General features: G+C 70.5%; 23 protein-coding genes. 10 read left to right on the top strand and 13 right to left on the bottom strand.

Features of this window, described 5'->3' with window-relative positions; translation table 11 throughout:
* The first annotated feature begins 92 nt into the window (after window positions 1-92).
* Together ACW4TU_RS02710 and ACW4TU_RS02705 are read left to right on the top strand one after the other, a co-directional pair.
* Window positions 93-1,292 (top strand): NAD(P)/FAD-dependent oxidoreductase, encoded by a 1,200-nt coding sequence (locus tag ACW4TU_RS02710; RefSeq protein WP_457424230.1) that lies wholly within the window; start codon window positions 93-95, stop codon window positions 1,290-1,292.
* 168 nt (window positions 1,293-1,460) lie between these two features.
* Window positions 1,461-2,381 carry an RNA polymerase sigma-70 factor gene (locus ACW4TU_RS02705; RefSeq protein WP_457424228.1) on the top strand — a complete coding sequence of 307 codons (921 nt, stop codon included), beginning with the start codon at window positions 1,461-1,463 and terminating at the stop codon, window positions 2,379-2,381.
* A gap of 24 nt (window positions 2,382-2,405) precedes the next feature.
* Here the strand turns inward: ACW4TU_RS02705 and ACW4TU_RS02700 are convergent, their stop codons facing one another.
* From ACW4TU_RS02700 to ACW4TU_RS02680, 5 genes are all read right to left on the bottom strand, one after another.
* The gene (locus ACW4TU_RS02700) at window positions 2,406-3,341 is read right to left on the bottom strand and encodes an alpha/beta hydrolase fold domain-containing protein (protein WP_457424226.1); all 936 of its coding nucleotides are present in this window, start codon (window positions 3,339-3,341) and stop codon (window positions 2,406-2,408) included.
* An 87-nt stretch (window positions 3,342-3,428) separates the two neighbouring features.
* Complete coding sequence (locus ACW4TU_RS02695) at window positions 3,429-4,238, bottom strand: SAM-dependent methyltransferase (RefSeq protein ID WP_457424224.1); 810 nt, start codon at window positions 4,236-4,238, stop codon at window positions 3,429-3,431.
* Window positions 4,235-4,891, bottom strand: coding sequence for a hypothetical protein (locus ACW4TU_RS02690; RefSeq protein ID WP_457424222.1), 657 nt, complete (start codon window positions 4,889-4,891; stop codon window positions 4,235-4,237). Before ACW4TU_RS02690 ends, ACW4TU_RS02695 begins: the two co-directional genes overlap by 4 nt.
* Before the next feature lie 279 nt (window positions 4,892-5,170).
* Window positions 5,171-5,416 carry a DUF397 domain-containing protein gene (locus ACW4TU_RS02685; RefSeq protein WP_189150732.1) on the bottom strand — a complete coding sequence of 82 codons (246 nt, stop codon included), beginning with the start codon at window positions 5,414-5,416 and terminating at the stop codon, window positions 5,171-5,173.
* A gap of 3 nt (window positions 5,417-5,419) precedes the next feature.
* A complete protein-coding gene (locus tag ACW4TU_RS02680; RefSeq protein ID WP_457424220.1) occupies window positions 5,420-6,241 on the bottom strand; it encodes a helix-turn-helix domain-containing protein in 822 nt (273 codons plus the stop codon).
* A gap of 241 nt (window positions 6,242-6,482) precedes the next feature.
* On the opposite strand from ACW4TU_RS02680, the gene ACW4TU_RS02675 reads away from it, so the two are divergent.
* The 4 genes from ACW4TU_RS02675 to ACW4TU_RS02660 all read left to right on the top strand — a co-directional run bounded on the left by ACW4TU_RS02675 (window position 6,483) and on the right by ACW4TU_RS02660 (window position 11,133).
* Window positions 6,483-7,937 (top strand): NsdA family TPR-like regulatory protein, encoded by a 1,455-nt coding sequence (locus tag ACW4TU_RS02675; protein ID WP_457424218.1) that lies wholly within the window; start codon window positions 6,483-6,485, stop codon window positions 7,935-7,937.
* Window positions 7,938-8,145: 208 nt separating this feature from the next.
* Window positions 8,146-8,718, top strand: a complete 573-nt coding sequence (locus tag ACW4TU_RS02670; RefSeq protein WP_457424216.1) for a DUF6624 domain-containing protein — start codon at window positions 8,146-8,148, stop codon at window positions 8,716-8,718.
* A gap of 58 nt (window positions 8,719-8,776) precedes the next feature.
* On the top strand, window positions 8,777-9,742 hold the full coding sequence (locus ACW4TU_RS02665) for an SDR family oxidoreductase (protein ID WP_457424214.1): 966 nt from the start codon (window positions 8,777-8,779) through the stop codon (window positions 9,740-9,742).
* A gap of 695 nt (window positions 9,743-10,437) precedes the next feature.
* Entirely contained in the window at window positions 10,438-11,133 is a 696-nt protein-coding gene (locus tag ACW4TU_RS02660) for a L,D-transpeptidase family protein (RefSeq protein WP_457424212.1), read from the top strand.
* Window positions 11,134-11,168: 35 nt separating this feature from the next.
* On the opposite strand, the gene ACW4TU_RS02655 is transcribed toward ACW4TU_RS02660, so the two are convergent.
* Genes ACW4TU_RS02655 through ACW4TU_RS02640 form a run of 4 tightly spaced genes read right to left on the bottom strand, consistent with a single transcriptional unit; the run spans window position 11,169 to window position 15,694 of the window.
* Complete coding sequence (locus ACW4TU_RS02655; protein WP_457424211.1) at window positions 11,169-12,371, bottom strand: Gfo/Idh/MocA family protein; 1,203 nt, start codon at window positions 12,369-12,371, stop codon at window positions 11,169-11,171.
* A gap of 56 nt (window positions 12,372-12,427) precedes the next feature.
* The gene (locus tag ACW4TU_RS02650) at window positions 12,428-13,783 is read right to left on the bottom strand and encodes an ABC transporter substrate-binding protein (RefSeq protein WP_457424208.1); all 1,356 of its coding nucleotides are present in this window, start codon (window positions 13,781-13,783) and stop codon (window positions 12,428-12,430) included.
* A 47-nt stretch (window positions 13,784-13,830) separates the two neighbouring features.
* Entirely contained in the window at window positions 13,831-14,772 is a 942-nt protein-coding gene (locus tag ACW4TU_RS02645) for a carbohydrate ABC transporter permease (RefSeq protein ID WP_457424206.1), read from the bottom strand.
* Between the two features lie 19 nt (window positions 14,773-14,791).
* A complete protein-coding gene (locus tag ACW4TU_RS02640) occupies window positions 14,792-15,694 on the bottom strand; it encodes a carbohydrate ABC transporter permease (protein WP_457424204.1) in 903 nt (300 codons plus the stop codon).
* A 181-nt stretch (window positions 15,695-15,875) separates the two neighbouring features.
* Between ACW4TU_RS02640 and ACW4TU_RS02635 the strand changes: the two genes are divergently transcribed.
* Together ACW4TU_RS02635 and ACW4TU_RS02630 are read left to right on the top strand one after the other, a co-directional pair.
* Window positions 15,876-17,036, top strand: coding sequence for an ROK family transcriptional regulator (locus tag ACW4TU_RS02635; protein WP_457424202.1), 1,161 nt, complete (start codon window positions 15,876-15,878; stop codon window positions 17,034-17,036).
* Window positions 17,037-17,145: 109 nt separating this feature from the next.
* Window positions 17,146-17,331 carry a hypothetical protein gene (locus ACW4TU_RS02630; protein ID WP_327699462.1) on the top strand — a complete coding sequence of 62 codons (186 nt, stop codon included), beginning with the start codon at window positions 17,146-17,148 and terminating at the stop codon, window positions 17,329-17,331.
* 73 nt (window positions 17,332-17,404) lie between these two features.
* Here ACW4TU_RS02630 and ACW4TU_RS02625 read toward each other — a convergent pair whose 3' ends face one another.
* From ACW4TU_RS02625 to ACW4TU_RS02615, 3 genes are all read right to left on the bottom strand, one after another.
* A complete protein-coding gene (locus ACW4TU_RS02625; protein WP_457424200.1) occupies window positions 17,405-18,763 on the bottom strand; it encodes a S1 family peptidase in 1,359 nt (452 codons plus the stop codon).
* Window positions 18,764-18,911: 148 nt separating this feature from the next.
* Window positions 18,912-19,733, bottom strand: a complete 822-nt coding sequence (locus ACW4TU_RS02620; RefSeq protein ID WP_457424198.1) for an SAM-dependent methyltransferase — start codon at window positions 19,731-19,733, stop codon at window positions 18,912-18,914.
* A gap of 83 nt (window positions 19,734-19,816) precedes the next feature.
* Complete coding sequence (locus tag ACW4TU_RS02615) at window positions 19,817-20,785, bottom strand: hypothetical protein (protein ID WP_457424196.1); 969 nt, start codon at window positions 20,783-20,785, stop codon at window positions 19,817-19,819.
* Window positions 20,786-20,936: 151 nt separating this feature from the next.
* Between ACW4TU_RS02615 and ACW4TU_RS02610 the strand changes: the two genes are divergently transcribed.
* Both ACW4TU_RS02610 and ACW4TU_RS02605 read left to right on the top strand, forming a co-directional pair.
* Window positions 20,937-21,845 carry a 5-dehydro-4-deoxyglucarate dehydratase gene (locus ACW4TU_RS02610; protein WP_457424194.1) on the top strand — a complete coding sequence of 303 codons (909 nt, stop codon included), beginning with the start codon at window positions 20,937-20,939 and terminating at the stop codon, window positions 21,843-21,845.
* Between the two features lie 64 nt (window positions 21,846-21,909).
* A complete protein-coding gene (locus ACW4TU_RS02605) occupies window positions 21,910-22,302 on the top strand; it encodes a PPOX class F420-dependent oxidoreductase (RefSeq protein ID WP_457424192.1) in 393 nt (130 codons plus the stop codon).
* A gap of 51 nt (window positions 22,303-22,353) precedes the next feature.
* On the opposite strand, the gene ACW4TU_RS02600 is transcribed toward ACW4TU_RS02605, so the two are convergent.
* Window positions 22,354-25,143 carry an alpha/beta hydrolase gene (locus ACW4TU_RS02600; protein ID WP_457424190.1) on the bottom strand — a complete coding sequence of 930 codons (2,790 nt, stop codon included), beginning with the start codon at window positions 25,141-25,143 and terminating at the stop codon, window positions 22,354-22,356.
* Window positions 25,144-25,300 lie beyond the last annotated feature (157 nt).

Below are 25,300 nucleotides of genomic sequence, written 5' to 3'. Positions count from 1 at the left end.
GTCGAGCGCACCCACCTGTCACAACCACCGCCCGAGCGGTGTCTTGAGGCCGAACCCCGTTGAAGGGGCACCGTCCAAGCGCAGGAGACACCATGAGCGGCAACACCGATGTGGTCGTGATCGGCGGCGGCTACGCCGGCGTCATGGCGGCCAACCGTCTGACGCAGCGCGCAGACGTGACCGTCACCCTGATCAACCCGCGCCCGACCTTCGTCGACCGGATCCGCCTGCACCAGTTCGTGGCCGGCACCCACGAGGCGGTCGCCGACTACCGCAGGCTCCTGGCCGACAGCGTCCGGCTGGTGGTGGACACCGTGACACGGATCGACGCGGCCGGGCGCGCCCTGACGCTGGCGAGCGGCGACACCGTGGGCTACGACCACCTGGTCTACGCGGTGGGCAGCGGCAGCGCCGACCCGCGTGTACCCGGCGCCGCCGAGTTCGCCTACCCGATCGCCGGCCTGGAGGAGGCGCGGCGGCTGCGGCCGGTCCTCGACGCAGCGCCCGTCTCGGCACCGGTGACCGTGGTCGGCGCCGGGCCGACCGGCATCGAGACGGCGGCCGAGCTCGCGGAACAGGGCCGCACCGTGACCCTGGTGTGCGGCGGGCTGCTCGGCCCGTCCCTGCATCCGCGGGGGCGCCGCTCGGTGGCCGGGCGGCTCGCCGCACTCGGGGTGAGCGTGCTCGACGGCCCCGACACGAAGGTGACGGAGGTGACCCGCGACGCCGTACGGCTCGCCGGCGGGCGGGAGTTGCCGAGCAGGGTGACGATCTGGACCGCCGGATTCGGGGTGCCGGACCTGGCCGCGCGCAGCGGACTGCGCACCGATGCCCTGGGCCGTCTGCTCACCGACGAGACCCTGACGAGCGTCGACGACGAGCGCATCGTCGCGGCCGGGGACTCGGCGGCCCCCTCGGACCTGCCGTTCCGGATGAGCTGCCAGGCCGCGGTCCAACTGGGCCCGCAGGCCGCCGAGACGGTGCTGAGCCGGATCGCGGGTGAGCGGCCCGCGTCCATCGACGTGGGGTTCACCGGCACGTGCATCAGCCTGGGCCGTCGCGCCGGCGTCTTTCAGCTCATGGGCAGGGACGACACCGCCAAGAGGTACTACCTCGGCGGCCGGTCGGGCGCGAAGATCAAGGAGCTCATCTGCAGGGGCATCCCCTGGCAGCTGTCGTACGAGGCACGCAAGCCCGGTGCGCGCACCTGGTGGTCCAAGGACCCCAAGCGCGGGCAGCTGCTTGAGGCGGAGCCCGACCAGAAGCGGACCAGCGCCGAGCGGGCAGTCTGAGTCACTGCCCGGCGTGCCACAGCGGAACGCCGGGCAGTGTCCCCCTGCCGACCGACCCGATCGAGCGGCAGTCGACCACGACGGAAACGAAAAGGACCATGCTGTGGACGTACGCCTGAGAACCGTCGGCGACCGGGGCCGCCGCCCACGCCAAAAGCGGGCCGGAACATGAGCGAGCACACCACCGCCCCGGAACCCGCGCCGGCCACCGACCCGGCGACCGAGACGTTCGTCGCGCACCGCAACCTGCTCTTCACCGTCGCCTACGAGATGCTCGGCTCGGCCGCCGACGCCGAGGACGTCCTTCAGGAGACCTGGCTGCGCTGGGTCGAGGTCGATCTCGCGCAGGTCCGCGACCAGCGCGCCTACCTGGTCCGGATCACGACCCGGCAGTCCCTCAACCGGCTGCGCACGATGAGCCGCCGCAAGGAGGCGTACGTCGGCCAGTGGCTGCCCGAACCACTGCTCACCGCGCCGGACGTGGCCGAGGACGTCGAACTGGCCGAGAGCGTCTCGATGGCCCTGATGCTCGTCCTCGAAACCCTCTCGCCGACGGAACGTGCCGTCTTCGTGCTCCGCGAGGTCTTCGACACGGGATACGACGAGATCGCCGCCGCCGTCGACAAGAGTCCCGCGGCCGTCCGCCAGATCGCCCACCGCGCCCGACGGCACGTCGACGCCCGGCGCCCCCGCCAGGCGGTTACCCCCGACGAGAGCCGGGCCGTCCTGGAATCGTTCCAGCGTGTGCTGGAGACCGGGGACCCGCAGACCCTCCTCGACGTGCTGGCCCCGGACGTCGTCCTGGTGAACGACGGCGGCGGGATCAAACAGGCAGCGCTCCGGCCGATCACCGGCGCCGAGAAGGTCGCCCGCTTCCTGGTCGGCACGCTCGGCAAGAACAAGAGCCCGATCACCGTCGCCCCCACCATGGTCAACGGCGCCCTGGCACTCGTCGTACACCTGGACGGCGAGCTCGACGGCATCATGGCGATGCGCGTCGAGGACGCCCTTGTCACCGGCCTCTACTACGTCCGCAACCCGGAAAAACTGACCCGGGCCGAAACGGAGACCCCGCTCACCCTGCGCTGACGCCGGCGGCCACCGGCGCGGCTCTCAGCGGTCCGCCGTGGCCTGCCGTACGTGCTGGGCGATGAAGGCGTAGATCTCCCGGCCCTTGTCGTCGTCGTTGAGGTCGTAGGCGTGATCGACCCCCGCCACGTCATGGTGCTCGACCAGCGAGCCCACCTGCCGCAGCCGCTCGGCATAACGCACGCCCTCCGCCCGGAGACGGTCGTGGGCGGCCGTGACGACCAGGGCCGGGGCGATGCCCTTGAGGTCCGCGGTCTCCTTCGGGTGGGCGGGGGAGACGAGCCGGTCGGTACGCTCGCGCGGGTCCGGCACGTACGCGCTGTCGAACACCTCGCCCATCCACGGGCGCAGCATCGGCTTGGCGATCGCCGCCCGTTTGTCCTTCGCGGCGGTCGCCAGGTCGAGCGGCGCGTAGTGCAGGACCTGCAGGGCGATCGAGGGGCCGTCCTCCTCCAGGGCCTGGCGGGCCACGGCCGCGGCGAGACCGCCGCCGGCGCTCTGCCCGCCCACGGTGAGCCGGGTGCCGTCCCAGCCGTGCTCGGCGCCGTGCTCGGCGATCCACCGGACCACCTCGTACGACTGCCGGGGCGGGGCAGGGAAGGGATGCTGCGGAGCGACGACGTAGTCCACGTTGACGACCACCACACCCGCCAGCGCGGCGACGGCACGGCAGAAGGCGTCGTCCGTCTCCGTCACCGGCATGATGAATCCGCCGCCGTGGAAGTTGACGTGGACCGGCGGGGCCGGGTTCTCGGTCGTCGGCCGGTAGACCACGACCCGGGCCGGGGCGACCGCGGCCGGAATCGTCAACTCACTTGTGACGCGCGGGAATTCGGGAAGGCGGGCGTGGGACGCGGCGGCGGAACCCCGGCCGCTGGGCCGTCGGTCCGCCAGCATGACGAGACGCTGCAGCGTTTTGGCGATGAGGGAGGCCACCGCAGGCCTGGCGAGGAGGGACATGCGGTTCCGTTCGGTCGGGCTATTGCCAGGAATCCTGTCGATCGACAGGATGACATTAAACATGGCCGACCGGTACAGGGGAAGCGGCTACGCCTTGTACGCGACCCCGCCGTACACGTCCGTCGGCTCCGGCGAGGTGCCGGGCTCCGGGCGCCACAGGGGGCAGGAGACGATGCCGGGCTCCACCGGTTCCAGACCCTCGTAGAGCGCGGAGAGCTTGTCGGGGCTGCGCAGCACGTACGGGATCGCCCCCGTGTCGTCGTACCCCTCCTGGGCGCGCTTGAGTTCCTCGTCGGTGTCCGTGCTGTCGTAGTGCACGAAGTAGCTGCCCGGAGGCAGGGCCGCCTGGAGGCGGCGCGTGATCGACTTGGCCTCCTCCCAGTCGTGGATGTGGCCGAGGATGCCCATCAGCATCAGCGCCACCGGCCTGTCGAAGTCCAGGAACCGGCCCGCCGTCTCGATGATCTTCTCGGGTTCGCGCAGATCCGCGTCCACGTAGTCCGTGCTGCCCTCGGGAGTGCTGGTGAGCAGGGCCTGGGCGTGCCGCAGGACGAGCGGGTCGTTGTCGACGTAGACGATGCGCGACTCGGGGGCCACCTTCTGGGCGACCTGGTGCGTGTTGTCGTACGTCGGCAGGCCGGTGCCGATGTCGAGGAACTGGCGGACACCGCGCTCACGGGCCACGAAGGTGACGGCGCGGATGAGATAGGTGCGCGAGGCCCGGGCCATCGTCTCGATGTTGGGGGCGATCTCGCGGTACTCGTCGCCCGCCACGCGGTCGACCTCGTAGTTGTCCTTGCCGCCCATCCAGTAGTTCCAGATGCGGGCGGAGTGCGGCACCGTGGTGTCGATCTTGGACAGTGCTTCCTGGTCGGGGGTGGGCCGGCCGTCTGTCATCGGCGTTCTCCTGACTTGCCTCGCGCGGACTTCGCTAACCTATCGGCAACTGCCGGTCCGAATGCCGGAGTTGGGGCTAATGGGGCGCAGGCGCACGGATGCGGCGACGCCGGTCGGTGGCCAAGCCGGTCGGTGGCCACGCCGGTCGTGGCGGAGGCGACGTTCACGCTCACCACGGGAACGTGCTGGGCGAGCGTCCGGAACACCCGGGCGTAGGCGAGGGCGGCGGCAGCGGTCTCCGACCCGTCGTCACCGTGCCGGCCGCCGAACCCACTGCCGTGCTCGACATCGTTCTCACCGCCGGTGAGGTGGAGCATGGCGCCCTCGCGTTCCGCGACCGCCTCGGCGAAGTCGAGAGCCTGGATCCAGGTCACCCGGGACCGTCCGTGACGCAACGGCCCGTACACGAGCTCCCCGATGATGCCGCCGTCGATGACGAGCCGGCCCGGCTCGGCCAGCAGGTCGCGGTACGGCCGGGCGGGATCGAGATGGTGCAGCCCGCCCGGCGGTTGCCGTAACGGGAAGCCGAGCAGGGCCAGTTCGGCGATCAGCCGGGCGCGGTGAACACCCTCGTGGCCCTCGACGACCAGGGTCCGGTACGGGGTGACGGCCTCCGTGACGGATTCCGTCACGGTCTGCGGAAGGTTCGTCACGTGGGTGTCCCCGTCCTGGGGGAGCGGCCCGGCAGGGGAGTGCCGGCACGTCCGGGCGGCATGGCTCGACCCGGGGCGCGAGGCGGCGTACGCATGCCGCTCCCTTCGGACTTCACAGTGGTGCGGGCGGAGTGGTGCGCGCGGTGGGGCGTCAACTCCCCCAGTGTGTACGGGACCTCCGCACGGCGGGAGTGCGCGTGCGGGTTGTCCGGTTGTGCGGGTGTGGTGGTGCGCCGTACGCGGGCCGCTCGCACGGGAGGCGTACCGCGGGCGGAGATGTCAGGCGATCAGGAAGTCGGCCTGGCCCGACTTGGCGCCCTCCAGGAACGCCACCATCTCGTCCCGGGAGTAGACCAGCGCGGGCCCGTCCGGGTCCTTGGACTGCCGGAACGCGACACTGCCGTCGGGCAGTCGCTTGGTCTCGACGCAACTTCCGCCGTTGGTGCCGCTCCAGGGCTTGTGCCAGCCCTCGGAGCCGAGTTCGGACGCGGGCATGCCGCTGTGGATGGGGCCGTTGGTTGCCATGATTCACAACTCCTTACGCAGTGCTGCCAGGATCTCCCTGGTGCGAGCGACCGGCTCCGCCTGAACGGACATCCGGTCCAGTACCTCCAGGTACGTCACGACGTCGGCGGGCTGGTCGAAGTACTGCGCGCCGGCGAGGCTCTCCGTGTAGACGACGTCGGGCAGTTCGGAGAAGCCGAAGCGGAAGTAGTGGAAGGGGCCGAAGGCTCCCGGGTGCGGGCCCGCGGCGAACCGCATGATCTGGAGCCGGACCTTCGGGTACTCCAACACCTCACTGAGACGGTCGATCTGAGCCCGCATCACCTCGGCCCCGCCCACGGGCCTGCGCAGCACGGTCTCGTCCAGTACGGCCCAGACGGCGGGCGCCTCGGGCTTGTCGAGCAGGTCCTGGCGCCTCAGCCGCAGGGCGACGCGGCGCCGGATGTCCTCGGGACTCTCGTTGGGGAAGCCGACGCGCAGCAGCGCGACGGCGTAGTCCTCGGTCTGCAACAGGCCGGGAACGTAGTGGGGTTCGTAGAGCCGGATGACGCTGGCTTCGCTCTCCAGGCTCACATACGCGCTGAACCAGTCCGGCAGTACGTCGCGGTACGAGTACCACCAGCCCGGCTGGTTGGCCTCCCGGGCGAGGTGAACGAAGTCCTCGATCTCCTTGGCCAGGACCCCGTAGGTGCGCAGCAGCTCCTTCACGTAGGGGATGCGGAGGCCGACCTCGGCCTTCTCCATCCGGCGGACCGTCAACGGCGTGACCTCGATGGCCCGTGCGGCGTCCTCGAACGACACCCCGGCCCGCTCCCGCAGATGCCTCAGCCGCTTGCCGAGGACCATCCGAAGGACGGTGGGGGCACTTCCGCCTGAGCGGTTGTCGCTCACGTGGGACCTCCGGGGACCGCCGTCACAGCGGGCAGTGTGCCACGTCTTCGGTTGACACCGACAGGCCTTTGCGCTTCATTCTGAAATTATCAGAACGAAGGTTGCGAGCTGTGTCTGTCGGTCACCATAGTGACCGAGTGACCCGCCGCACATCGGGCGGCGCGTCACCCCCACGCCGACGTGATGCGAGACCTGGATGGCCGCCGTGACGAACGGACAACCGAGAAGCCCCGGCAGGGGTGCGGGCGGAACCAACAAGGCGCTGGCGAGCGCGCTCAAGGACGCCGGCTGCTCGTACGCGTCACTCGCGCACCGCGTCAACGAACTGGGCCGCCGGCAGGGCGTGGACACCAACTACGACAAGGCGTCGGTCACCCGCTGGCTACAGGGCCAGCAACCCCGGGGCGGTACACCCGAGTTGATCGCCGCCGTGCTGTGCGAGCGCCTGGCCCGCACGCTCTCCCCGGCGGACCTGGGCTTCGTACCCGACCGGCAACGCCCCGTCGTGGGCAGGGCACTTGTGTACGGCGAGGACGTCGCGGACACCCTGCACACCCTGGCGGAACTCGGCTCCACGGACGTCTCCCGGCGCACTCTCCTCGGCGCGGTCCCCTTCGTCGCGGGCGCCCTGGCGAACCCTCAGCGCGCTTGGCTGCTCTGGCTGTTGGAGAGGGACGGGACGCCCGACGGGGCCGGTGGGGCGGGCGGCGTCCGTGCCATGCCGGCCGCCGTGCCGCCTCCCGGATGTGCCGGCCCCGTGGAGCAGGTCCACGCGATGATCGGCATGTTCGACGAGATGGACAACCACTACGGGGGCGGCGGGGTCCGCACCAGCATCGTGCACTACCTGTCCACCGAGATCATCCCCATGCTCCAGCAACGTGGCCTCGCTCCGGCCCGGTTGCGCGAGCTGTTCGCCGCCGCGGCCCGCCTCGCGGCGATGGCCGGCTGGAGCTCGTACGACGCGGGGGAGTACGGACTCGCGCAGCGCTACATGACCCAGGGGCTGCGGCTCTGTGCCGAGGGGCGCGACCGGGTGCTCGGCGGGCAGATCCTGGCCGGGCTGTCCCATCTGGCGACCAGCCTGGGGCGTCCCGACGAGGGAGTGTGTCTGGCCCGGGCCGGCCTCGCGACGGCAAAGGGGTCGGGCAGCCCGCTCGGCCTGATGCGCCTGTACGCCATGTCCGCCCGGGGCCACGCGGCGCTGGGCCGCGCGCGTGAGACCTCCGACGCCCTGCGCGCGGCCGGGCGGCAACTGGCCGCGAGCCGGGGCAGCGCCCAGGAGTCCCCCTGGGTGCGCTTCCTGGACCACCACTACCTGGAGGCGGAATCGGCGGTGTGTTTCCGGGACCTGGGCTGGGCGGCACAGGCGGAGGACACCGCGAGACAGTCCGTACGCGCCCACGCCGACCGCCGTCGGCGCCAGGCCATCAGCCGCTCGGTGCTGGCGACGGCCCATCTGCAGCAGCACCGCCTCGATGAGGCGCTCGGCACGGCGACGGAGGCGCTCGACGCGCTGAGCGGCGTCCACAGCGAACGCTCGATCCAGGCACTGCGGGACTTCCGCGGACGGCTCGCCCCGCACCGCGCGGAGCCGATGGTGCAGGAGTTCGAACGCAGGTCGCGACCGGTGCTGGGAGCGGTGGCGTGACCGGCGCAGGCGCCACCACGCACGTGCAACCGGACAACCCCCGCACTCCCTGGCCCGACAGGCCCTCGGTGCTGTTGTCTTCGACAACAGCACCGAGGCGACGGAAGGAGTCTCCATGACGGCACTCACGGCGCCCACGGCGTCCCCGCCTTCGTAAGGGCGTGAAGGCCATCCGGGGCAGGAGAACGGTATGAGGAGCGCACCGCCCATGCAGACCGCACGAGGCTCGGCAGCCGAGCCGAAACAGGCCGTCCTGGCCGCCGAACTGGTGCGCCGGGCCGAGGAGGACCAGCGGCTGACCCGGCTGGCCCGTGAGACGCCCACGGCGCTCAACCGGCACTACGTCACCCGTTGCCGCGGTGCCAACGCCGACGCCCTGAGGGCGGTCGTGGCCCGGCGCGGCTGGCCGGAGGCCGGTCAGGTCGGGGAGCCCGCCTCGACTGCGGCCCTGATGATCCTGTTGCACACCGCCGACCTGGGCTTCCAGCTCACCTGTCGCGACCTGATCGCGGAAGCCGTGGCGGACGGCGGCTGTCCGGCCGTGCACCACGCCTACATCGCCGACCACTGCGCGGTCGAGCTGGGCCAGCCGCAGTTCTACGGCACCCGTATCGACGCCGACACCCTCTGCCCGTACCCGATCCGCCACCCCGAGACGGTCGAGGAGCGCCGTGCGGACGTGGGTCTGGCCCCGCTGGCGGAACATCTGCCCGCGTTGCGGCATGTCGTGAGCGGAAAACCGGACAGGGGGTGTCCGGTATCAGCGACACCCTGGGCGTGACACCGGTTCCCGAGCCGGGCCGGCCGGGACCGCACTCACGCACGGAGGAGACACGGACATGCCGAGCACGACGGACAGCCCCCTGGACAGGCAGCAGCAGGAAGCGGCTCCGGGCGGGAGACTGGCGGGCAGGGTCGCCCTGGTCGCCGGGGCGACCCGAGGGGCCGGCCGCGGTATCGCGGTGGAACTCGGTGCCGCCGGTGCCACCGTCTACGTGACCGGCCGCAGCACCCGGCGGCAGCGCTCCGAGTACGACCGGCCGGAGACCATCGAGGACACCGCCGACCTGGTCACCGCGGCGGGCGGCCACGGCATCGCCGTACCCACCGACCATCTCGACCCGGCGCGGGTGAAGGCGCTCGTGGACCGGGTCGCCGAGGAGCAGGGCAGGCTCGACGTCCTGGTCAACGACGTCTGGGGCGGCGAGAACCTCTTCGAGTGGGAGAGCCCGGTGTGGGAGCACGACCTCGACAACGGCCTGCGGCTGCTGCGACTGGCCGTCGAGACCCACGCGATCACCAGCCACCACGCCCTGCCCCTGCTGCTGCGCAACCCCGGTGGTCTGGTCGTCGAGATGACCGACGGCACCGCCGACTACAACCGGGACAACTACCGGCTCTCCTTCTTCTACGACCTCGCCAAGTCGTCCGTCCTGCGCATGGGCTTCGCGCTCGGCCATGAACTCGGCCCGCGCGGTGCCACCGCCGTGGCCCTCACGCCCGGCTGGCTGCGCTCCGAGATGATGCTCGACCACTTCGGCGTCCGTGAGGAGAACTGGCGGGACGCCCTGGAACGCTTCCCGCACTTCGCCATCTCGGAGACCCCGCGTTTCGTGGGCCGCGCCGTGACGGCCCTGGCGGCCGACCCCGACGTGGCCCGCTGGAACGGAAAGTCCTTCTCCAGCGGAGAACTCGCCCAGGTCTACGGCTTCACCGACCTCGACGGCAGCCGGCCGGACGCCTGGCGCTACATGGTCGAGGTCCAGGACGCGGGGAAACCGGCGGACGCGTCCGGATACCGCTAGGGATCCAGGGACGCGCGGACGCAGGCGTCCGCGTCAGTCGCGGTTGCCGGGTTCGCCGGTGATCCCGGGTACCGGCAGGACCGGCCGGCGGGCGGAGTGGCCCGGTGGCAGGGCCAGATCCCTGCGTAGGCCGCGTAGTATCCCTCGCGTCCGGACCGCCGGCGTTCCAGCAGCGTCTGCCGGACCCGCGGTTCTCGGTCCGGTCGCACAGGAACGTCTCCATCTCCAGCAGCGTGGCGACCCACTCCCTGGCCTCCGCCACCACCACGGGGTCGCCCAGCAGAAGCAGGGTTTCCCCGTACGGGTTCCGGGCGACGGTGGCCTCGGCGATGAGCGGTGCCGCCTCCTCGGGCGTCAGCGGATGCGGATGCGGGCCGTCGCCGAGGCTCGCCGCGACCCGGTGGGCGCCGATGACGACACCTGTGATGTGAGAGCGGGGAGTTGCTGAATGAACGCGGACATGTACGCACGTTGTCCGCCCAGTTGATCGGCGGGACAGTACGGTCGGACCATGACATGACTCGGCGCTTCGACGGGCAGGAGACGGGGACGGTGAGGACGGGGGCCGGCCAGGGGAATGTCACCGTTTCGTCCCGGCTCGGGCGGTCCTACAACCGATGCCCCGGAACGCCGGTCCAGTAAGCAGAGAACGTTCATGACAACCCGCACACAGCACGTAGGAGAGAGGCACCGACATGGGGGACGTACGCAGACGAGGGGCCGTCGCGCTCGGGATCGCGGGGCTGGTGGCGCCGCTCACGATTGTGCTCGGTACCGCGCCGGCGCAGGCCGCGAGCTGTACGACGCAGACCGGCCCGTACCAGAAGAAGGTGGAGAAGTTCCTCGGGCGGCCCGTCGACGGGGTGCAGTCCTCCGCTGACTGCAAGGCCATCCAGAGCTTCCAGAAGAAGCACGGCATCACCCCCAGCGCGGGCTACGCGGGTTCCGTCACCTGGGGCGTGATGGACCTGATGCTGAAGCAGCGGGCCGTCGGCAACAAGCCCAACAAGGAAGGCAAGTGCCCGACCAACAAGGGCCGTATCGCCTGCGTCAACCTCACGCTCCAGCTGAGCTGGGTCCAGGACGGCAGCCGGCTGGTCTACGGCCCGGTGCCGGTCCGCACCGGCCGCGACGGTTTCGAGACCCGCACCGGACTGAAGAAGATCTACTGGCGGGACATCGACCACGTCTCGTCCATCTACAACGTCCCGATGCCGTACAGCCAGTTCTTCGACCAGGGGCAGGCCTTCCACTCGGTCGGCCTCAGCATGTGGAACCCGCCGGGCTCGCACGGCTGCGTCAACATGACGAAGACGACCGCCAAGAAGTACTGGTCGCTGCTGAAGAACGGCGACGACGTCTTCGTGTACGGGCGCAAGCCGGGCACCTGAGGCACCCGGCCGTTCCTCTTCTCCCGCCCCCGGCCTCACGCCTCGGGCGCGTCCCCGAAGTCGGGGATCGGCAGCCTCGCCCCGCCCTGCCGCGCCGAGTCGTGCGCCACGATGCCCGGCAGGGTGTAGCGGGCGGCCACCCACGCGTTCACCGACGGCAGGGTGCGGGTGTTCACCGCCGTCACGAAGTCGTCCACCAGGAAGTGGTGACTGCCCTCGTGGCCGTTGTGCAGCTCGTCGAACTCCCTCGGCAGCCGCGAGCGGTCGTGCACCGGAGCCGAGCCGGACGTGAACGCGGCCCGCAGGTCAGGCGCGATGTGCTGAAGTGACGGATCGTCAGGAGCCATGGTGGGCTTGGGTTCCAGCAGCTCGCTGATGTCCGTGACCCCCTTCTTGTCCTGCCAGAAGGCGACCGTGGCGAGCTGCTCCATGCTCGCGTCCGTGCCGAAGAACCGGAACCGCGACTCCCGGATCTGCGAGGGGTAGCCGACCCGGCGGAACTCGTTCGTACGGAACGAACCGCCGCCCGCGACCTCGAACAGCGCGCTCGCGTTGGAGTAGTCGTTGCCGAACTGGCTGATCTCCTTGTCGAACACGCCGTCGCCGCGTTCGTCGCGCACCCCGATCGCCGACACGCTCACGGCGTGCGTCCGCCAGGCACCGAGCACCCCGCCCACCGAGTGCGTCGGGTACAGGAGCGGGGGATAGCTGGCGGTCGCCTTCCAGTTCTCGCCGCCGCTGTACTGGTAGGCCTCGTAGAACCCGAGGTCCATGTCGTGGACGTAGTCGCCCTCGGCGTAGAAGATCCTGCCGAAGGCGCCCTCGGCGATCTGGTTGCGGGCGTGGACGGTCGCCGGGTTGTACTGACTCGTCTCCCCCATCATGTAGGTGAGCCCGGTGGCCCGTACGGCGTCGATGATCGCGCCGATCTCCGCCGCGGTGACCGCCATCGGCACCGCCGAGTACACGTGTTTGCCGGCGCCGAGGCCCTGCAGGACCAGCGGGCCGTGCGTCCAGCGCTGGGTGAAGATCGCCACCGCGTCGACCGCGGGCGATTCCAGCATCTCTTCGTACGAAGGGAACGTGCCCGACAGGCCTTCCGTCGCGGCCAGTTGCTCCGCGCGCTCCGGAAGGAGGTCGGTCACATACACCTCGCCCACGCCCGGATGGGCGAGGAACAGCTTGGCGAACTGGCCGGAGAACTGCCCGGCGCCCACGATGCCGAGGGAGAACGTCATGTTGTGCGTGCCCTTCTTCTGTTTCCTTGGTTGTCCGACCGGTGACTCGGGTGTCGTCACTGGTCGAGGATCAGGTTGATCTGGCTGTTGGTCCGGTCGAGGCTGGTCACGGACCTGCCGTTGCCGAAGATGTCCTGCATGGCCGGGTGCATCAACGCGTACACGTCCGCCGCGTAGTTGGTGATCGGGTAGGAGAAGGTGGCGAACTCCTTCCCGCCCGCCTTCTCGTCGGCGACCGGCGTGGTGAACGCCGAGACGTCGATGCCCTTCTTCTTGTACGCGGCCACCGCTGCCTTCGTGCCGTCGGGCGTGGCCGGGAAGACGATCCCGTAACTCCCCACCTTCTGCTGACACTTGGCCGATGCCAGGTATGCGACCCACTTCTTGGCGCCCGGCATGTTGTGGGCGTCCTTGGTGATGGAGTCGGCGAGGCCGTTCATCATCGTCGCGCGTCTGCCCGTCGGGCCGGCCGGAGTGACGGCGGTGGCGATGTCCAGGTCCTTGAAGCCGGCGTACGACGAGATCATCCAGGCACCGTCGAGCGCCGCTGCCGCCCGGCCCGACGAGATCTGGGTGTTGGCCTGGTTGGACTGGGAGTTGTAGTCCGTGAAGGGGACCATGTAGCCCTTCTTCGCCAGGCCGAAGTACCACTTGATCACCGACTGGAAGGTGCTGCTGTCGTACTGGTACTCGGTGCCCCAGCGCTGCTCGTTCGTGTAGGTCCAGCCCGCCGAGGCGGCGAAGGTGCTCCACTGGGTCTGGCCGTCGCCGTCGCCGCCGCCGTTGGTGGCCAGGCCGTACACCTTGACGTTGTCCTTGTCGAAGCCGGCCTCGTCGCCCCGTTTGCCGTTCCTGTCGACGGTGAGGTGCGCGATCGCCTTCTCGAAGGTGCCGCCGTCCTTGGGGTTCCAGGAGAGGCCGTTCAGCTGTGCGGCCGTGAGACCGGCGGCCTTCGCCAGCTTCCGGTTGTAGAAGAGGGCGACGGTGTCCCAGTCCTTCGGAGTGCCGTAGCGGTGGCCGTCCTGCCCCATCCAGTTGGCGGCGAGGCCGGGCTGGTAGGCGGAGTCGTCGATGCCGAGGTCGTCGAGCGGTTCGAGGACCTTCAGGTCGGCGAACTGGCCGAACTTCTGGATGTGGTCGGTGAACACGTCCGGCTGGGTGCCGGCGATGAAGCTCGCGGTGAGCTTGGTCCAGTAGTCGTCCCAGCCCAGCTGGGTGATCTTCACCGTCAGGCCGGGGTTCTCCCGCTCGAAGTCCTTCGCGCAGGCCTCGTAGGCGGGCTGCTGGTTGGCGTCCCACAGCCAGTAGGTCACCGTGTCCGCCGACGAGCCGGCCGCTCCGCCCTGCGCGCAACCGGTCACGAGGGACAGTGCCAGGGCTCCGGTCAGTGCGACGACCGTACGAATTCGCATGTCCGTCCTCTCGGTCGATCGGTTGACCAGGTGGTCGGTCGGCGCGGTCACTTGATGCCCGTGAAGCCGACGGAGCTCACGATGCGGCGTGCGAAGCACCCGAACAGCACGAGCATCGGCAGCGCGGCGATCAGCGTCGCCGCCATCAGCCCCGACCAGTCGACGCCCGTCTGCGGGGTCTGTGCCCGGAAGATCGCCAGCGCCACCGTGAGCACGCGCGAACTGTCGCTGTACGACACCATCAGCGGCCAGAAGTAGTCGTTCCAGGCGGTGATGTACGTCAGGATCGCGAGCGTGAGCACCGGCGTGGACGCCATCGGCAGCAGCACCCGGAAGAACACGCGGACCTTGCCGGCGCCGTCGAGCAGCGCCGCCTCCTCGACCTCGCGCGGGATGTTCATGAAGAACTGGCGCAGGAAGAACACCGCGAACGGCGTCATGAACATCGTCGGCAGCGAGATCCCCAACAGGCTGTCCACCAGGCCGAGTTGCTTGATGAGGACGAAGTTCGGCAGCAGGGTGAAGATCGCCGGGACCATCAGCCCCGCCAGGAACAGCCCGAAGACCGTGTCCCGGCCGCGCCAGCGCAGCCGGGCGAAGGCATAGGCGGCCATCGCCGAGAAGAAGATCTGGCAGCCGGTGATCAGGGTCGACACGACGACCGAGTTGAGGAGGTAGCGCCAGAAGTCCAGGCCACCGCCCGCGCCGCCCTGTGCGATGGCCTCCTTGGTGGACTGCAGGCCGAGCGCCCGCTCGAAACCGCCGGTCGTCGGGTGCACCGGCAGAGGGTTCGTCGGGTCTGCGGCGAGCCCCGCGTTGGTGGACAGCGCGGTGCGCAGGATCCAGTAGAACGGCAGCAGGGTGACCAGCACGATCACGGCCATCACCGCCCAGGCGGCGATCCGCCCGAGGGAGGGTGTGGGCCGCACCGGCCGTACGGCCGCCTTGGCGGGTGTCGGGGTCGTGGCGGGTGTCGTCAGGGTTGCCATCGCGTGCTCCTTCTCCCGGTCAGCCGAGGTCGGTGTGGCCGGCCCGGGTGAGCCGGTACTGGAGGAAGGTGATCGCGCTCAGCACGACCAGCAGGGCCACGGACATCGCGGACGCGTAGCCGAACTGGAAGCGGCCGAAGGCGGAGCCGTAGATGTAGAACTGCAGGACGTTGGTGGCGTTGGCCGGACCGCCCGCCGTCGTCACCGCGACCGTGTCGAACACCTGGAACGAGCCGATCACCGTCATGATCAGGACCACCGCGAGGACCGGTCGCAGCAACGGCATGGTGATGCGCCAGAACATCCGCCACTCGCTCGCCCCGTCCACCTTGGCCGCCTCGTACATGTCGGCCGGGATGGCCTGGAGGCCCGCGAAGAGCAGCAGCGCGGTGTAGCCGACGTGCCGCCACACGTTGATCAGCGCGATCGTCGGGATCGCCCAGGTCTCGTCCGCGAGGAACGGGATCCGGTCGAAGCCGAGGCCGGCGACGATCTCGTTGCCGATACCGAGCTGGGTGTCGAGGATCCAGAGCCAGACGATGCCCGCGACGACGTTCGACATCAGATACGGGGTGAGCACGATCCCGCGCAGCACCGCGGACCGGGTCAGCCGCTGGAGCAGTACGGCGACGGCGAGCGCCGACACCGTCTGCACACCGATGTTGATGGCGACGTACTCGACGGTGACCGTCAACGAGTCCCAGAAGATGGGATCGTTGACCATCCGGACGTAGTTGTCGAGGCCCACCCACTCGGCCGGGGTCAGCAGGTTGAAGCGGGTGAAGCTCAGGTAGACGCCCCGCAGCGTCGGCCAGAGCAGGAACACCAGGAAGCCCAGCATCGCCGGGGCGACGAAGAGCGCCGCGAGCGCGCCGTCGCCGCGTGGTCGACGCAGGGGAGGGCTGGTGGAGGCGACGGTCATGGAGCGACTCCCTCGTCTGCTCGTCGGCGGCTCGTCCTCAGGGCACTTACTTTCGAGGTGGAACAATCCATCCGTCAAGATGCGGGCAGACATCTTTTCCAGGTGCGGAATCCAGCCGTATGGTGACCTTGCTGGTCTACGTTACTTCCATGGCAAAAGAAAAGGTGAGGGGTTCGACGTCATGACCGCAGTGACCGACGGCTGGCCGCCGCTGAGTCCCGGCGAGCGCTCGGTGGCGATCGAGGTGCTCGTCAACGGCCCCCTGTCCCGCGCCGAACTCGCCCGGCGGCTCGACCTCTCCGCCGGCAGCCTCACCCGGCTGACCAAACCGCTGCTCGAATCAGGACTGCTCGTCGAGGTGCCCGACGCCGGCTCCCCGGCCGAGGTGCGCCAGGGGCGCCCCTCGCAGCCGCTCGACGTCGTCGCCGAGTCCCGCGCCTTCCTCGGCTTCAAGATCACCGAGGATATGGTCTACAGCGTCGTCACCACACTGCGCAGCGTCGTCGTCGCCCGCCTCGACCGGCCCCTCGCCAGCCACGATCCGGCCCAGGTGGCCGACCTGGTCGGCGAGATGACCGCCGAACTGACCGCCGCCCACCCCGCGGTGTCAGGCATCGGGATCGGCGTCGGCGGACGCGTCGATAACCGCTCCGTGGTCGCCGACTCCGTCTTCCTCGACTGGCACGACGTCCCGTTCGCCGAACTCGTCGAGGAACGCACCGGACTGCGGGTGGTCGTCGAGAACGATGTCACCGCCCTGGTCGAGGCCGAGAGCTGGTTCGGCGCGGGCCGCGGCCTCGACCGCTTCGCGGTCCTCACCATAGGAGCGGGCCTCGGCTACGGCCTGGTCAGCGGCGGTCGGCGCGTGCAGTCGTCCGAGGACGGCCGCGGCATCGGGCGCCGCTGGATCGTCAACCCGAACGGCCCGCTCACCCCCGACGGAGAGCGTGGAAGCGCCATCTCCCTGCTCACCATCCCCAGCATCCGCTACCAGATCCGCGCCGCCACCGGCCACGACATGACGTACGACGAGATCCTCGCCCGAGCCGCCGCCGGTGACCCCATGACGGCCCGCGTCGTCGACGAGGCGGCCCGCGCGCTGGGCACACTGGTCGCCCAGATCGCCAACTTCGCGATGCCCGAGAAGATCCTGCTCGCCGGCGAGGGGGTCGGGCTCGTCGAAGCGGCGGGCGCCGCCGTCCAGGAGAGCATCCTCGCCAACCGGCATCCGCTCGCGGACCCGGTGAACCTGGAGACCAAGGTCTCCGACTTCCACGACTGGGCGCGCGGGGCCGCCGTCCTCGCACTTCAGGTGCTGGTACTGGGGGCTGCCGACAGATGAACGCCGACGCGGAAGTGGTAGATATCGGGCGGTGGACGTGATCAGCAACACGGTCACCAATGTCGGAATAATCCGTATTAATCTATTTGGTCTTCACTCGGAGCGGCATATGCTTCACAGCATGTCCACCACTCTTCAATCCGCCCCTGATCGCTCGGCAGCTGACGTCAACGAAGAGATCCGGGCACTCTGGCTCCGGTCGGGCGGGATCCTCAACAGTGAGCAGCGGCTGACCTATCAGCAGCTCGTCGCCGAGTGGGCCGCGGCCTCCCCGCACCCCGGGCGCGACGCGTAACCACTTTCGTTCGACATCCGGGCAGCAGGGCCGGGGCCGCGCACCGCGCGTCAGCCCCGGCCTCTTGTGTGTCTCAGCTCCACGTGGCCGAGTACGACCGGCGGTAGTCCCGCCGGTCCTGTTCGACCCGGAACCATCGCGTGGCGACCAGGGCGATCAGACTGCCGCCCACGATCAGCAGTCCGGGCCCCACGTTCTTCGGGTCCGCGAGCCGGTCCAGCAACGCCTCCCCCGCGGTACCGCCCGTCACCGGCGCCACCGAGCCCGGCTGGGCCTCCCCGGGGGCGACGGCGCTCTGCGTGGCGGTCGCGGACGGCGCCGGAGCGGCCGCCTGGCCAGGCTGGCCGATCAGCCGGACGTTGAGCGCGGCCAGCGCCTTGGTCACCGGCTGGAAGAACGTCGTACCGCCGGTCTTGCAGTCGCCGTTGCCGCCCGAGGTGATCCCGAGTGCGATGCCCTCGGAGAACAACGGGCCGCCGCTGTCACCCGCCTCGGCGCACACGGTGGTCTCGATCAGGCCCGACACCGTGCCCTCCGGGTAGTTGACCGTGGCGTTGAGCCCCGTCACCTTGCCGTCGCGCAGCCCGGTGGTGCTGCCGCTGCGGAACACCTTCTGGCCGACGGTCGGATCGGCCGCACCCGTGATGCGTACGCCCCGACCGTTGCCGATGGCGACGACATCGGCGCCGTCACCGGCCGATCCGCCGTTGTACTGCACCAGCGAGTAGTCGTTGATCGGGAAGCTGTCGCTGATCGTCTTGCCGATCTCCGTCGAGCCCCCGGTGTCCGCGAACCACACCGAACCGTTGGGCCCGCAGTGACCGGCCGTGAGGATGAAGTCGGCCGAACCGTTGGTCACGTTGAAGCCCGCCGAGCAGCGTCCGCCGGTCGACAGGATCGGCTGCGCCGCGTTGATACGGGTGGTGAAGGTGCCACCGCTCCGCTCCATGCGCACGGAACCGCCGATGCTCTTGGCGACCGCGGCCAGCTTCGCCCAGTCGGCGGCCGACACGGTGGTGTCGGCCTGGACGACCACCTCGTTCTTCGTGTAGTCGACCGCCCATGCCGTGCCCGCCACACGCGGCGCCGAACGCAGCGTCTGCGTCGCCGACTTGAGGTCGTTCATGCTGTGGTCCACGACCTTGGCGCGGGCGCCCGCCTTCTCGACCTCGGCCGCCGCCGCGGCATCGGTCACCGCGACGACCGGCTTCCCGTCGGCCGCGATCCAGCTGCCCGCCGTCCGGTCGGTGCCGAGCTCGCTGACGAGCTCGCTGCCGGTGGTGCCGGCCGCCTGGGCGGAGCTGAAGGGCAGGTTGACTTGTGGGGGCTCGGTCGCCACGGCCTGGGTGACCATTAATCCGCCGAGGATGACTCCGCCGACGGCCGCCAGCCGTGTCGCTCGCCGGACGATCCGTCGTCGTGCGTGCCTCATCAATGGCTCCCGAACCCTGAACGCGCGGTATCGACACCGCGGGGCCCTCCGGTCGTTGAGTGACCCTCACTTCCATACGTGGCGAGAGGTCTTCGTGTTCACCGACTCCAAGATCCCGTTCGGGTCGGCCGGCCGAGGGCTGATCGTGTCAGGCCTTGCGGGCCACTCCGCAGTACATGGCGACCTCCGCCGGCTCGCCCTCCCCGGGCCGGAGTCCGTCCGGGCGCCAGTGCGAGCACGACACGACTCCCGGCTCCAAAAGGTCCAGTCCGTCGAAGAAACGTGCCACCTCGTCGGGGCTGCGCTGGGTCAGCCGGGGTGTGCCGTGCGCGTTCCAGTACCGGACCGCCGCGTCCACCTCGGCCGTCGCGGGTCCGGTGATGGTGTGCGAGAGCGCGAGATGGCTGCCCGGGGGAAGGGCGTCCAGCAGGCGTCGTACGACACCGTGCGGGTCCTCCTCGTCGTCGAGGAAGATGACCACCCCGAGCAGCATCAGGGCGACGGGCCGGGTGAGGTCCAGGGTGCGCGCGGCCTGTTCGAGGATCGCGTCGACGTTGCGCAGGTCCTCGTCGACATGGTCGGTGCGCCCCTCGGGGGTGCTGGTGAGAAGGGCGCGGGCGTGCACCATGACGAGCGGATCGTTGTCCACGTACACGACCCGGGTGTCCGGCGCGATCTTCTGGGCCACCTCGTGCGTGTTGTCGGCGGTCGGCAGTCCCGTCCCGATGTCGAGAAACTGCCGTATCCCGCACTCGGCGACCAGATGGCGCACAGCCCGCCCCAGGAAGAGGCGGTCCGCGCGGGCGTACTCGCCGATACCCGGGTGCAGTTCACGGATCCGGTCACCCGCCGCCCGGTCGACCTCGTAGTGGTCCCGGCCGCCGAGCCAGTAGTTCCAGATCCGGGCCGTGTGCGGCTGTCGCGAGTTGATGCGGGCGTGCAGCGACGCGGCCGGCGAGTTCTCGGGCACGGGGGCAGCTCCAGGGCACCTGCGGGAGAGTGTCAACCGGCAATCTAGACAAGGTTGTTGATGTTGGCGAGGGTCCTGACGGATCAGTTGTGAGCAGCTCCGAACAGCTGTCCCCGGCTGCGTTCGTCGCCCCATACGGATCCCGTGTCCACATACGGCCGCAGCAGCGCGGTGAGTGTCGCGTCACCGCGGCCGTTCAGCTCGTGGGAGGCGATGCTGCGGGCGATTCCGGCGAGGAAGTCGGCCAGCTGTACGCGGGTGTCGTCCCGGGCGACGACGAGGCGCAGCCCGCCGATCCGGGCGGTGTCCTTGAGCCACCCGATGCGCTCGTCCGTCAGCATGTTCTGCCGGTCGTGCACCAGCAGGACGGACCGTCCGTCGGCACTCCAGTAGGCGGCCGTCCGCACGATCGCGGGCAGCAGCGGGTTGAGTACGGGGATCAGGGCGGGGGCGGCGAGCAGCCGGGCCCGGTGGTCCGCGGCGCGGGAGCGGGCGCCGCCGAGCAGTCCCAGTACGTCCGCCGCCTCCGGGTCCCGGAGCTTTGACGCCTGCGGGGTCAGGGAGTCGACCGCGCGGAAGAACGCGTCGACGGGCGCCCCGGGTGCGCCGTCGGTGTCGCCGCGCACCCGGAGCAGGGCGTTGGCCGCCGCCAGGAACCCCTTCCACCGCTCGGCCCCGAAGGCGTCGGCGCCCGCACGGCAGAGGGGAAGGGCGCCGGCCGGGTCGCCGAGGAGCAGGCCGAGGACCCGCTCCACCATGAAGAAGGTCTTCTCCGTGAGATGGACGTACGCCCGCCCGTGCAGCGGTCCCGAGGGGGCGAGCAGCCACTCGAGGACCGCCCGGTGCTTCTCCCGCAGCAGATGGTTCGCCTTGTACTCCTCGGCGGGCGACCGGATCCGGTCGCGAATCTCACGGACGGCCGCCGCCGCCGACTCCATGGGCACGTCCACGCTGGCGTGCGCGAAGACGTCGGTGTTACCACCGGTCAGGTTCTCGCCGTCCGACCCCGACTCGTCGCAGGCGATCTCGACTTCCGTGCACTGCCGGGTCACACCGTGCCCCTCGTACGAACCATGTCTTGACATATAACCGAAACCGCTCGTACCGTACAGCGAATATTTAGAATCGTGAATCATATTCATAAATATGAACAAAGGGTTTCCCTATGTATGGGATGGGATGTGTGGGATGTCTGGGAGAGGCATGAACTTCCAAGGAGTGCTGTTCTTCCCGGTCACGCCCTTCGCGGCGGACGGATCGCTGGACCGGGAACGCCTCGCCCAGCACATCGAGGCCGGGGTCGCCGCCGGTGCCGGCGGGGTGTTCGTGGCTTGCGGCACCGGCGAGTTCCACGCGCTGACGCCCGTCGAGATCGGGGAGGCGACCGGGATCGCGGTCGCCACGACCGCCGGCCGAGTCCCCGTGCTGGCCGCCGCGGGCGGTCCGGTGCCCGTCGCCCTCGACCAGGCGGCCCGGATCCGGGAGGCCGGCGCCGACGGCGTCCTGTTGCTGCCGCCGTACCTGGTGACCGCACCACAGCAGGGGCTCGTGCGGTACGCGCGTGAGGTCACGTCGGCCGCCGGACTGCCGGTGATCTTCTACCAGCGCGGCACCGCCCGCCTCACCGAGGCGTCGGCCGCCGAGATCGCGAGCATGCCCGGGGTCGCCGGCCTCAAGGACGGCATCGGCGACCTCGAACACATGCACCGCATCGTGCGCACCGTAAGGGCGCTGCCCGGCGGCGAGGACTTCGCCTTCTTCAACGGCCTCCCGACCGCCGAGATGACAGCCGCCGCCTACCGGGGCGTCGGCGTCGACCTGTACTCGTCCGCCGTGTTCGCCTTCGCCCCGGAGATCGCCACCGCGTTCCACCGGGCGCTGGGAGAGAGCGACGAGGCCCTGGTCACGAAGCTCCTCGACGAGTTCTACGGCCCACTCGTCCGACTCCGCGACGAGGTACCGGGATACGCGGTGTCGCTGATCAAGGCCGGCGTGACCCTCCGGGGCCTGGACGTCGGCGGCGTACGGGCACCCCTGCTGGACCCGACGCCGGAGCACGTGGCCCGACTGGCGGAACTCATCGACCACGGTCTGCGGGCGGCCGGCGCATGAACGGCGGTACGTGGTGAAGGTGCCGACCGGCCCGGCCGGAGTCCCGGCGCCTAAACTCGTCCGCATGGACGACACCAGCACCCTGGACCGGCTCGGCGCGGGCAAATACCTGCTGATCACCAGCTTCCGCAAGAACGGCACGTCCGTCGCGACCCCGGTCTGGGTGGTGCGGGACGGGGACGCGCTCGGCGCCTGGTCGGTGGCGGACTCCTGGAAGGTGAAGCGGATCCGCGACCGCGCCGACGTCCTTGTCGGCCCCTGCGACGTCCGCGGCAACCCGACCGGCGAGTCGGTGCCCGGCACCGCCGAGCTCCTCGACCAGCCCGCGACCGACGTCTACCGGCAACTCCTCGCCCGCAAGTACGGCGCGGTGGGCCGCCTCACCCTGTTCGGCAGCCGACTGCGGCGCGGCAGGACGGGCACGGTCGGAATCCGGATCACTCTCGTGAACAGCTGAAGGTGGGACCGCGCCCCGCAGGGGCAGCGGTCCCACCTTCGAATCCCGCCCCTACGAGGCGTCCAGCACCGTTCCCAGGAACTCGGGCCCAGGCGCCGGCTCGCCCGTCTCCTCGTCGAAGTCGGCCACCCGCAGCCGCACCGACTCCGCCGGCTCCGTCACCGCGTCCGCGACCGTCGGCAGGCTCAGGTCCGCCGTCAACTCGCCCGGCGGGACGGACACGTACAGATGGAGCCCGTCGACCTTGGACAACGGCCGCTCCGGCAGCGGCGACTCACCGGTGACGTCCGCAAGCCACGCCGGGTCGACGTCCGTCGTGGACAGTTCGGTGCCGCCGGTGACCGGCAGCACCTCCAGAACGGAGTACATGTCGGCGCGGGAGGGCGCCGACAGTGTCGCGCGCCAGGTCAGCCGTTGTCCCTCGGTGACCCGGTCCGCGACCGGGGTGATGGTGACCGTGGGCCGGGGATCGTCGTTCTCGACGGTCACCCCGCCGCTGTACGAGCCGACGACCGCACCGCGCACCGCCTTCACGAACACGCTGCGCCAGACGTCGTAGTCGTACAGCGTGTCGCCCTTCACCGTCACCGCCACGTCGATGCTCTGCTCGCCCTGTCGCACCGTGACCAGTCGGCTGGTCATCGTGTCCGTCCCGGGATTCTGGACGTAGAGCCGGACCGTGCCGCCACCCTGCCCGGCGATCCGGACCGGCACCCGGTAGGTACGGGTTCCAAAGTCGCCTTCCTTGACGGTCAGCCGTCCCAGGTCGACGCGCGGCAGCGTGGCCGGGCGCACCGCGGGTGTGCCGGGGCGCCAGCCCCAGGTGTCGATCAGCCAGGCCTGTCCCGCAGGGCTGCGCGGAGTCAGCTCCACGCTCCGCACCCTGCGCAGGTCGACCCCGGCCCGGGCGGCGGCGGACAGCGGTACGCGGACCTCCCGCGCCCAGTACGAGGCCGTGCGCGGGCTTCCGGGCAGCCCGTCCACCCGGATCCGGCCGAGCGTGGCGCGCTTGCCGGCGGTGTCGGTGACGGACACGTCCAGCTGCGTTCCGGTGCTGTTGGGCGGCACGATGACGCGCAGGGCGAGAGCCTTGGCGCCGCCGAGGGACACCGGTCGCCCGGGGCTCACCCGCACCGCGGTCCCGGGCTGCGACCACTTGAGTGCGACCGCCCGGCGACCCACCTCCCGCTCCGTCATCCAGCCCGCGAAGTGCGGGGACTGGCCGGCGTCCGCGGCCAGGCACCTGACCGAAGGACGGTCGTCCACCGCCGAACACAGTCGTCCGCCGCCGCCCTGCACGGTCACCGCGCCGTCCGGCAGGATGCCGGCCGAACGGTTTCCGCCCACCGCGTGCGTGAGGACGCGCGCCGGGTCGGCGGACGGCGCCCGCAGGCCGGAGCCGTCGAGCAGCGGACGTACCCGGTCGTCGCCCGCGACGAACAGCCGGGCCGCCGCCGCGATGTAGGAGGCGCCCGCCCTGTGCTGCTGGTCGGCGGTGAGCCGGGTCCTGGTGCCCATGTCGCACACCGGGTCCCGGCCGTCCGGGTCCGACCAGAAGTCGTCCTCCGCCGGTGCCTGCGCCTGCCCCGGCGTCCACTCGGTGTTGAAGTAGTTGTGGTTGGCGCCGATCACGTAGACCGCGCTGTGCAGGGCGGCGCCGCGGCTGATCCCACGGGTGCCGTCCACGGCCAACTCGCCCTGGAGATCGGACACGTCGCCGTCGCAGCCGGGCAGAATCGTCATCGACGGCACGTCGGCGACCGGGTTCTGTCCGAAGATCGTCGGGCCGATGAGGACGGTGCCCCGGATGTTCCAGCGCACCGGGCCGCCGTACCCGTCCTGGCCGGCCGCCGGCCGGTACAGGCTGTCCATCGCGGCCCGGTTGACGCCCTCGCCGCCCCGTGAGTGGCCGACCAGCAGCACCCGGGAGAGGTCGGCGGGCGGTGCGGTCCGTACGATCGCCGGTGCCGAGGGCCGGTTCGCCGCCCAGCCCGCCCAGCGGGCGAGATGCTGCCGGACGAGGGAGGAGCGTGCCTGGGCCCCGGCGTCCTCGAGCGCCGAGTCCTGGGCGTTGATGCCGTTGGCGGAGATCGACACCGTCACATAGCCCTGGGACGCCAGGAGCTTCTGGTCGCGCAGATAGCCCCGGTAGCTCGGAATCTGCTTCTCGCCGGCCGGGCAGGGCCAGTCGCCGGTGACATCGTTGCTGCCGGGCTTGTAGCAGGTGGAGTGGCGTCCGTGCAGGAACAGCGCGAGCGGCCTGCGGCCGGTGGCCCCGCTCGGGGCGACCACCACGGCCTTCATCTCCACCGGCACGGGCATCCCGGGCAGTTTCACCGAGTCGAGCGTGTACTCACCCGAGACCGTACGGTACGAGCCCGGCTTGCCGGGGTCGACGGGACTGGCCGGCGCCGGGGCGGGCGGGGCGACCGGTGCGCGGCGCCGGTCCGGGACCGCCGCGAGGCCCGCCGCGTCCAACCGGCGTCCACCGGCGTGTACTTGGAGGTCCTGGAACGCCCTGGCCCCCTTGAGGCCGCCGGTCTTCAGGGCCACTTCCAGGGGAAGCCGGAACGTCCGGCCGTCATGCGCGGCCAAGGGCCGGCCGAGCAACCGGCCGCCCGCGTAGAACTCGACGCGCGCGTCACCCGTCGGTACCGGTCTGCCGGAGTGCCAGACGAGCTGCCGCTCCGCACCGTCACCGGTGAACGTCCATCCCGGGGGCAGCTGTTGGGCCGCCACCTGTGACCGGGCCGGCTGCTGCGCCTGTGCCCATCCGGGCGAGCTTCCCATCACCGCGAGTACCACCGCAGCGGTGACCCGTATTCGCCGCGCACGTAGCAACGGTCTCCTCCTCCTGGCCTTGCTGGGGAGCCCCGGGTTCCCGACGGCCCCTCTCGCCTCGAAGGACGGGACCAAGGACCTGTGGGTTGCCTGTGGAGGAGGATCGATGGACGTGCGTGGCGCGGCGGTTGGCGAAGCGGAGGGCGGGTGTGCCTTC

The organism is Streptomyces kryoterrae, assembly GCF_054072135.1.
The sequence above is the reverse complement of the archived record's forward strand: the minus strand, read 5'-3'. Positions and strand labels throughout refer to the sequence as shown.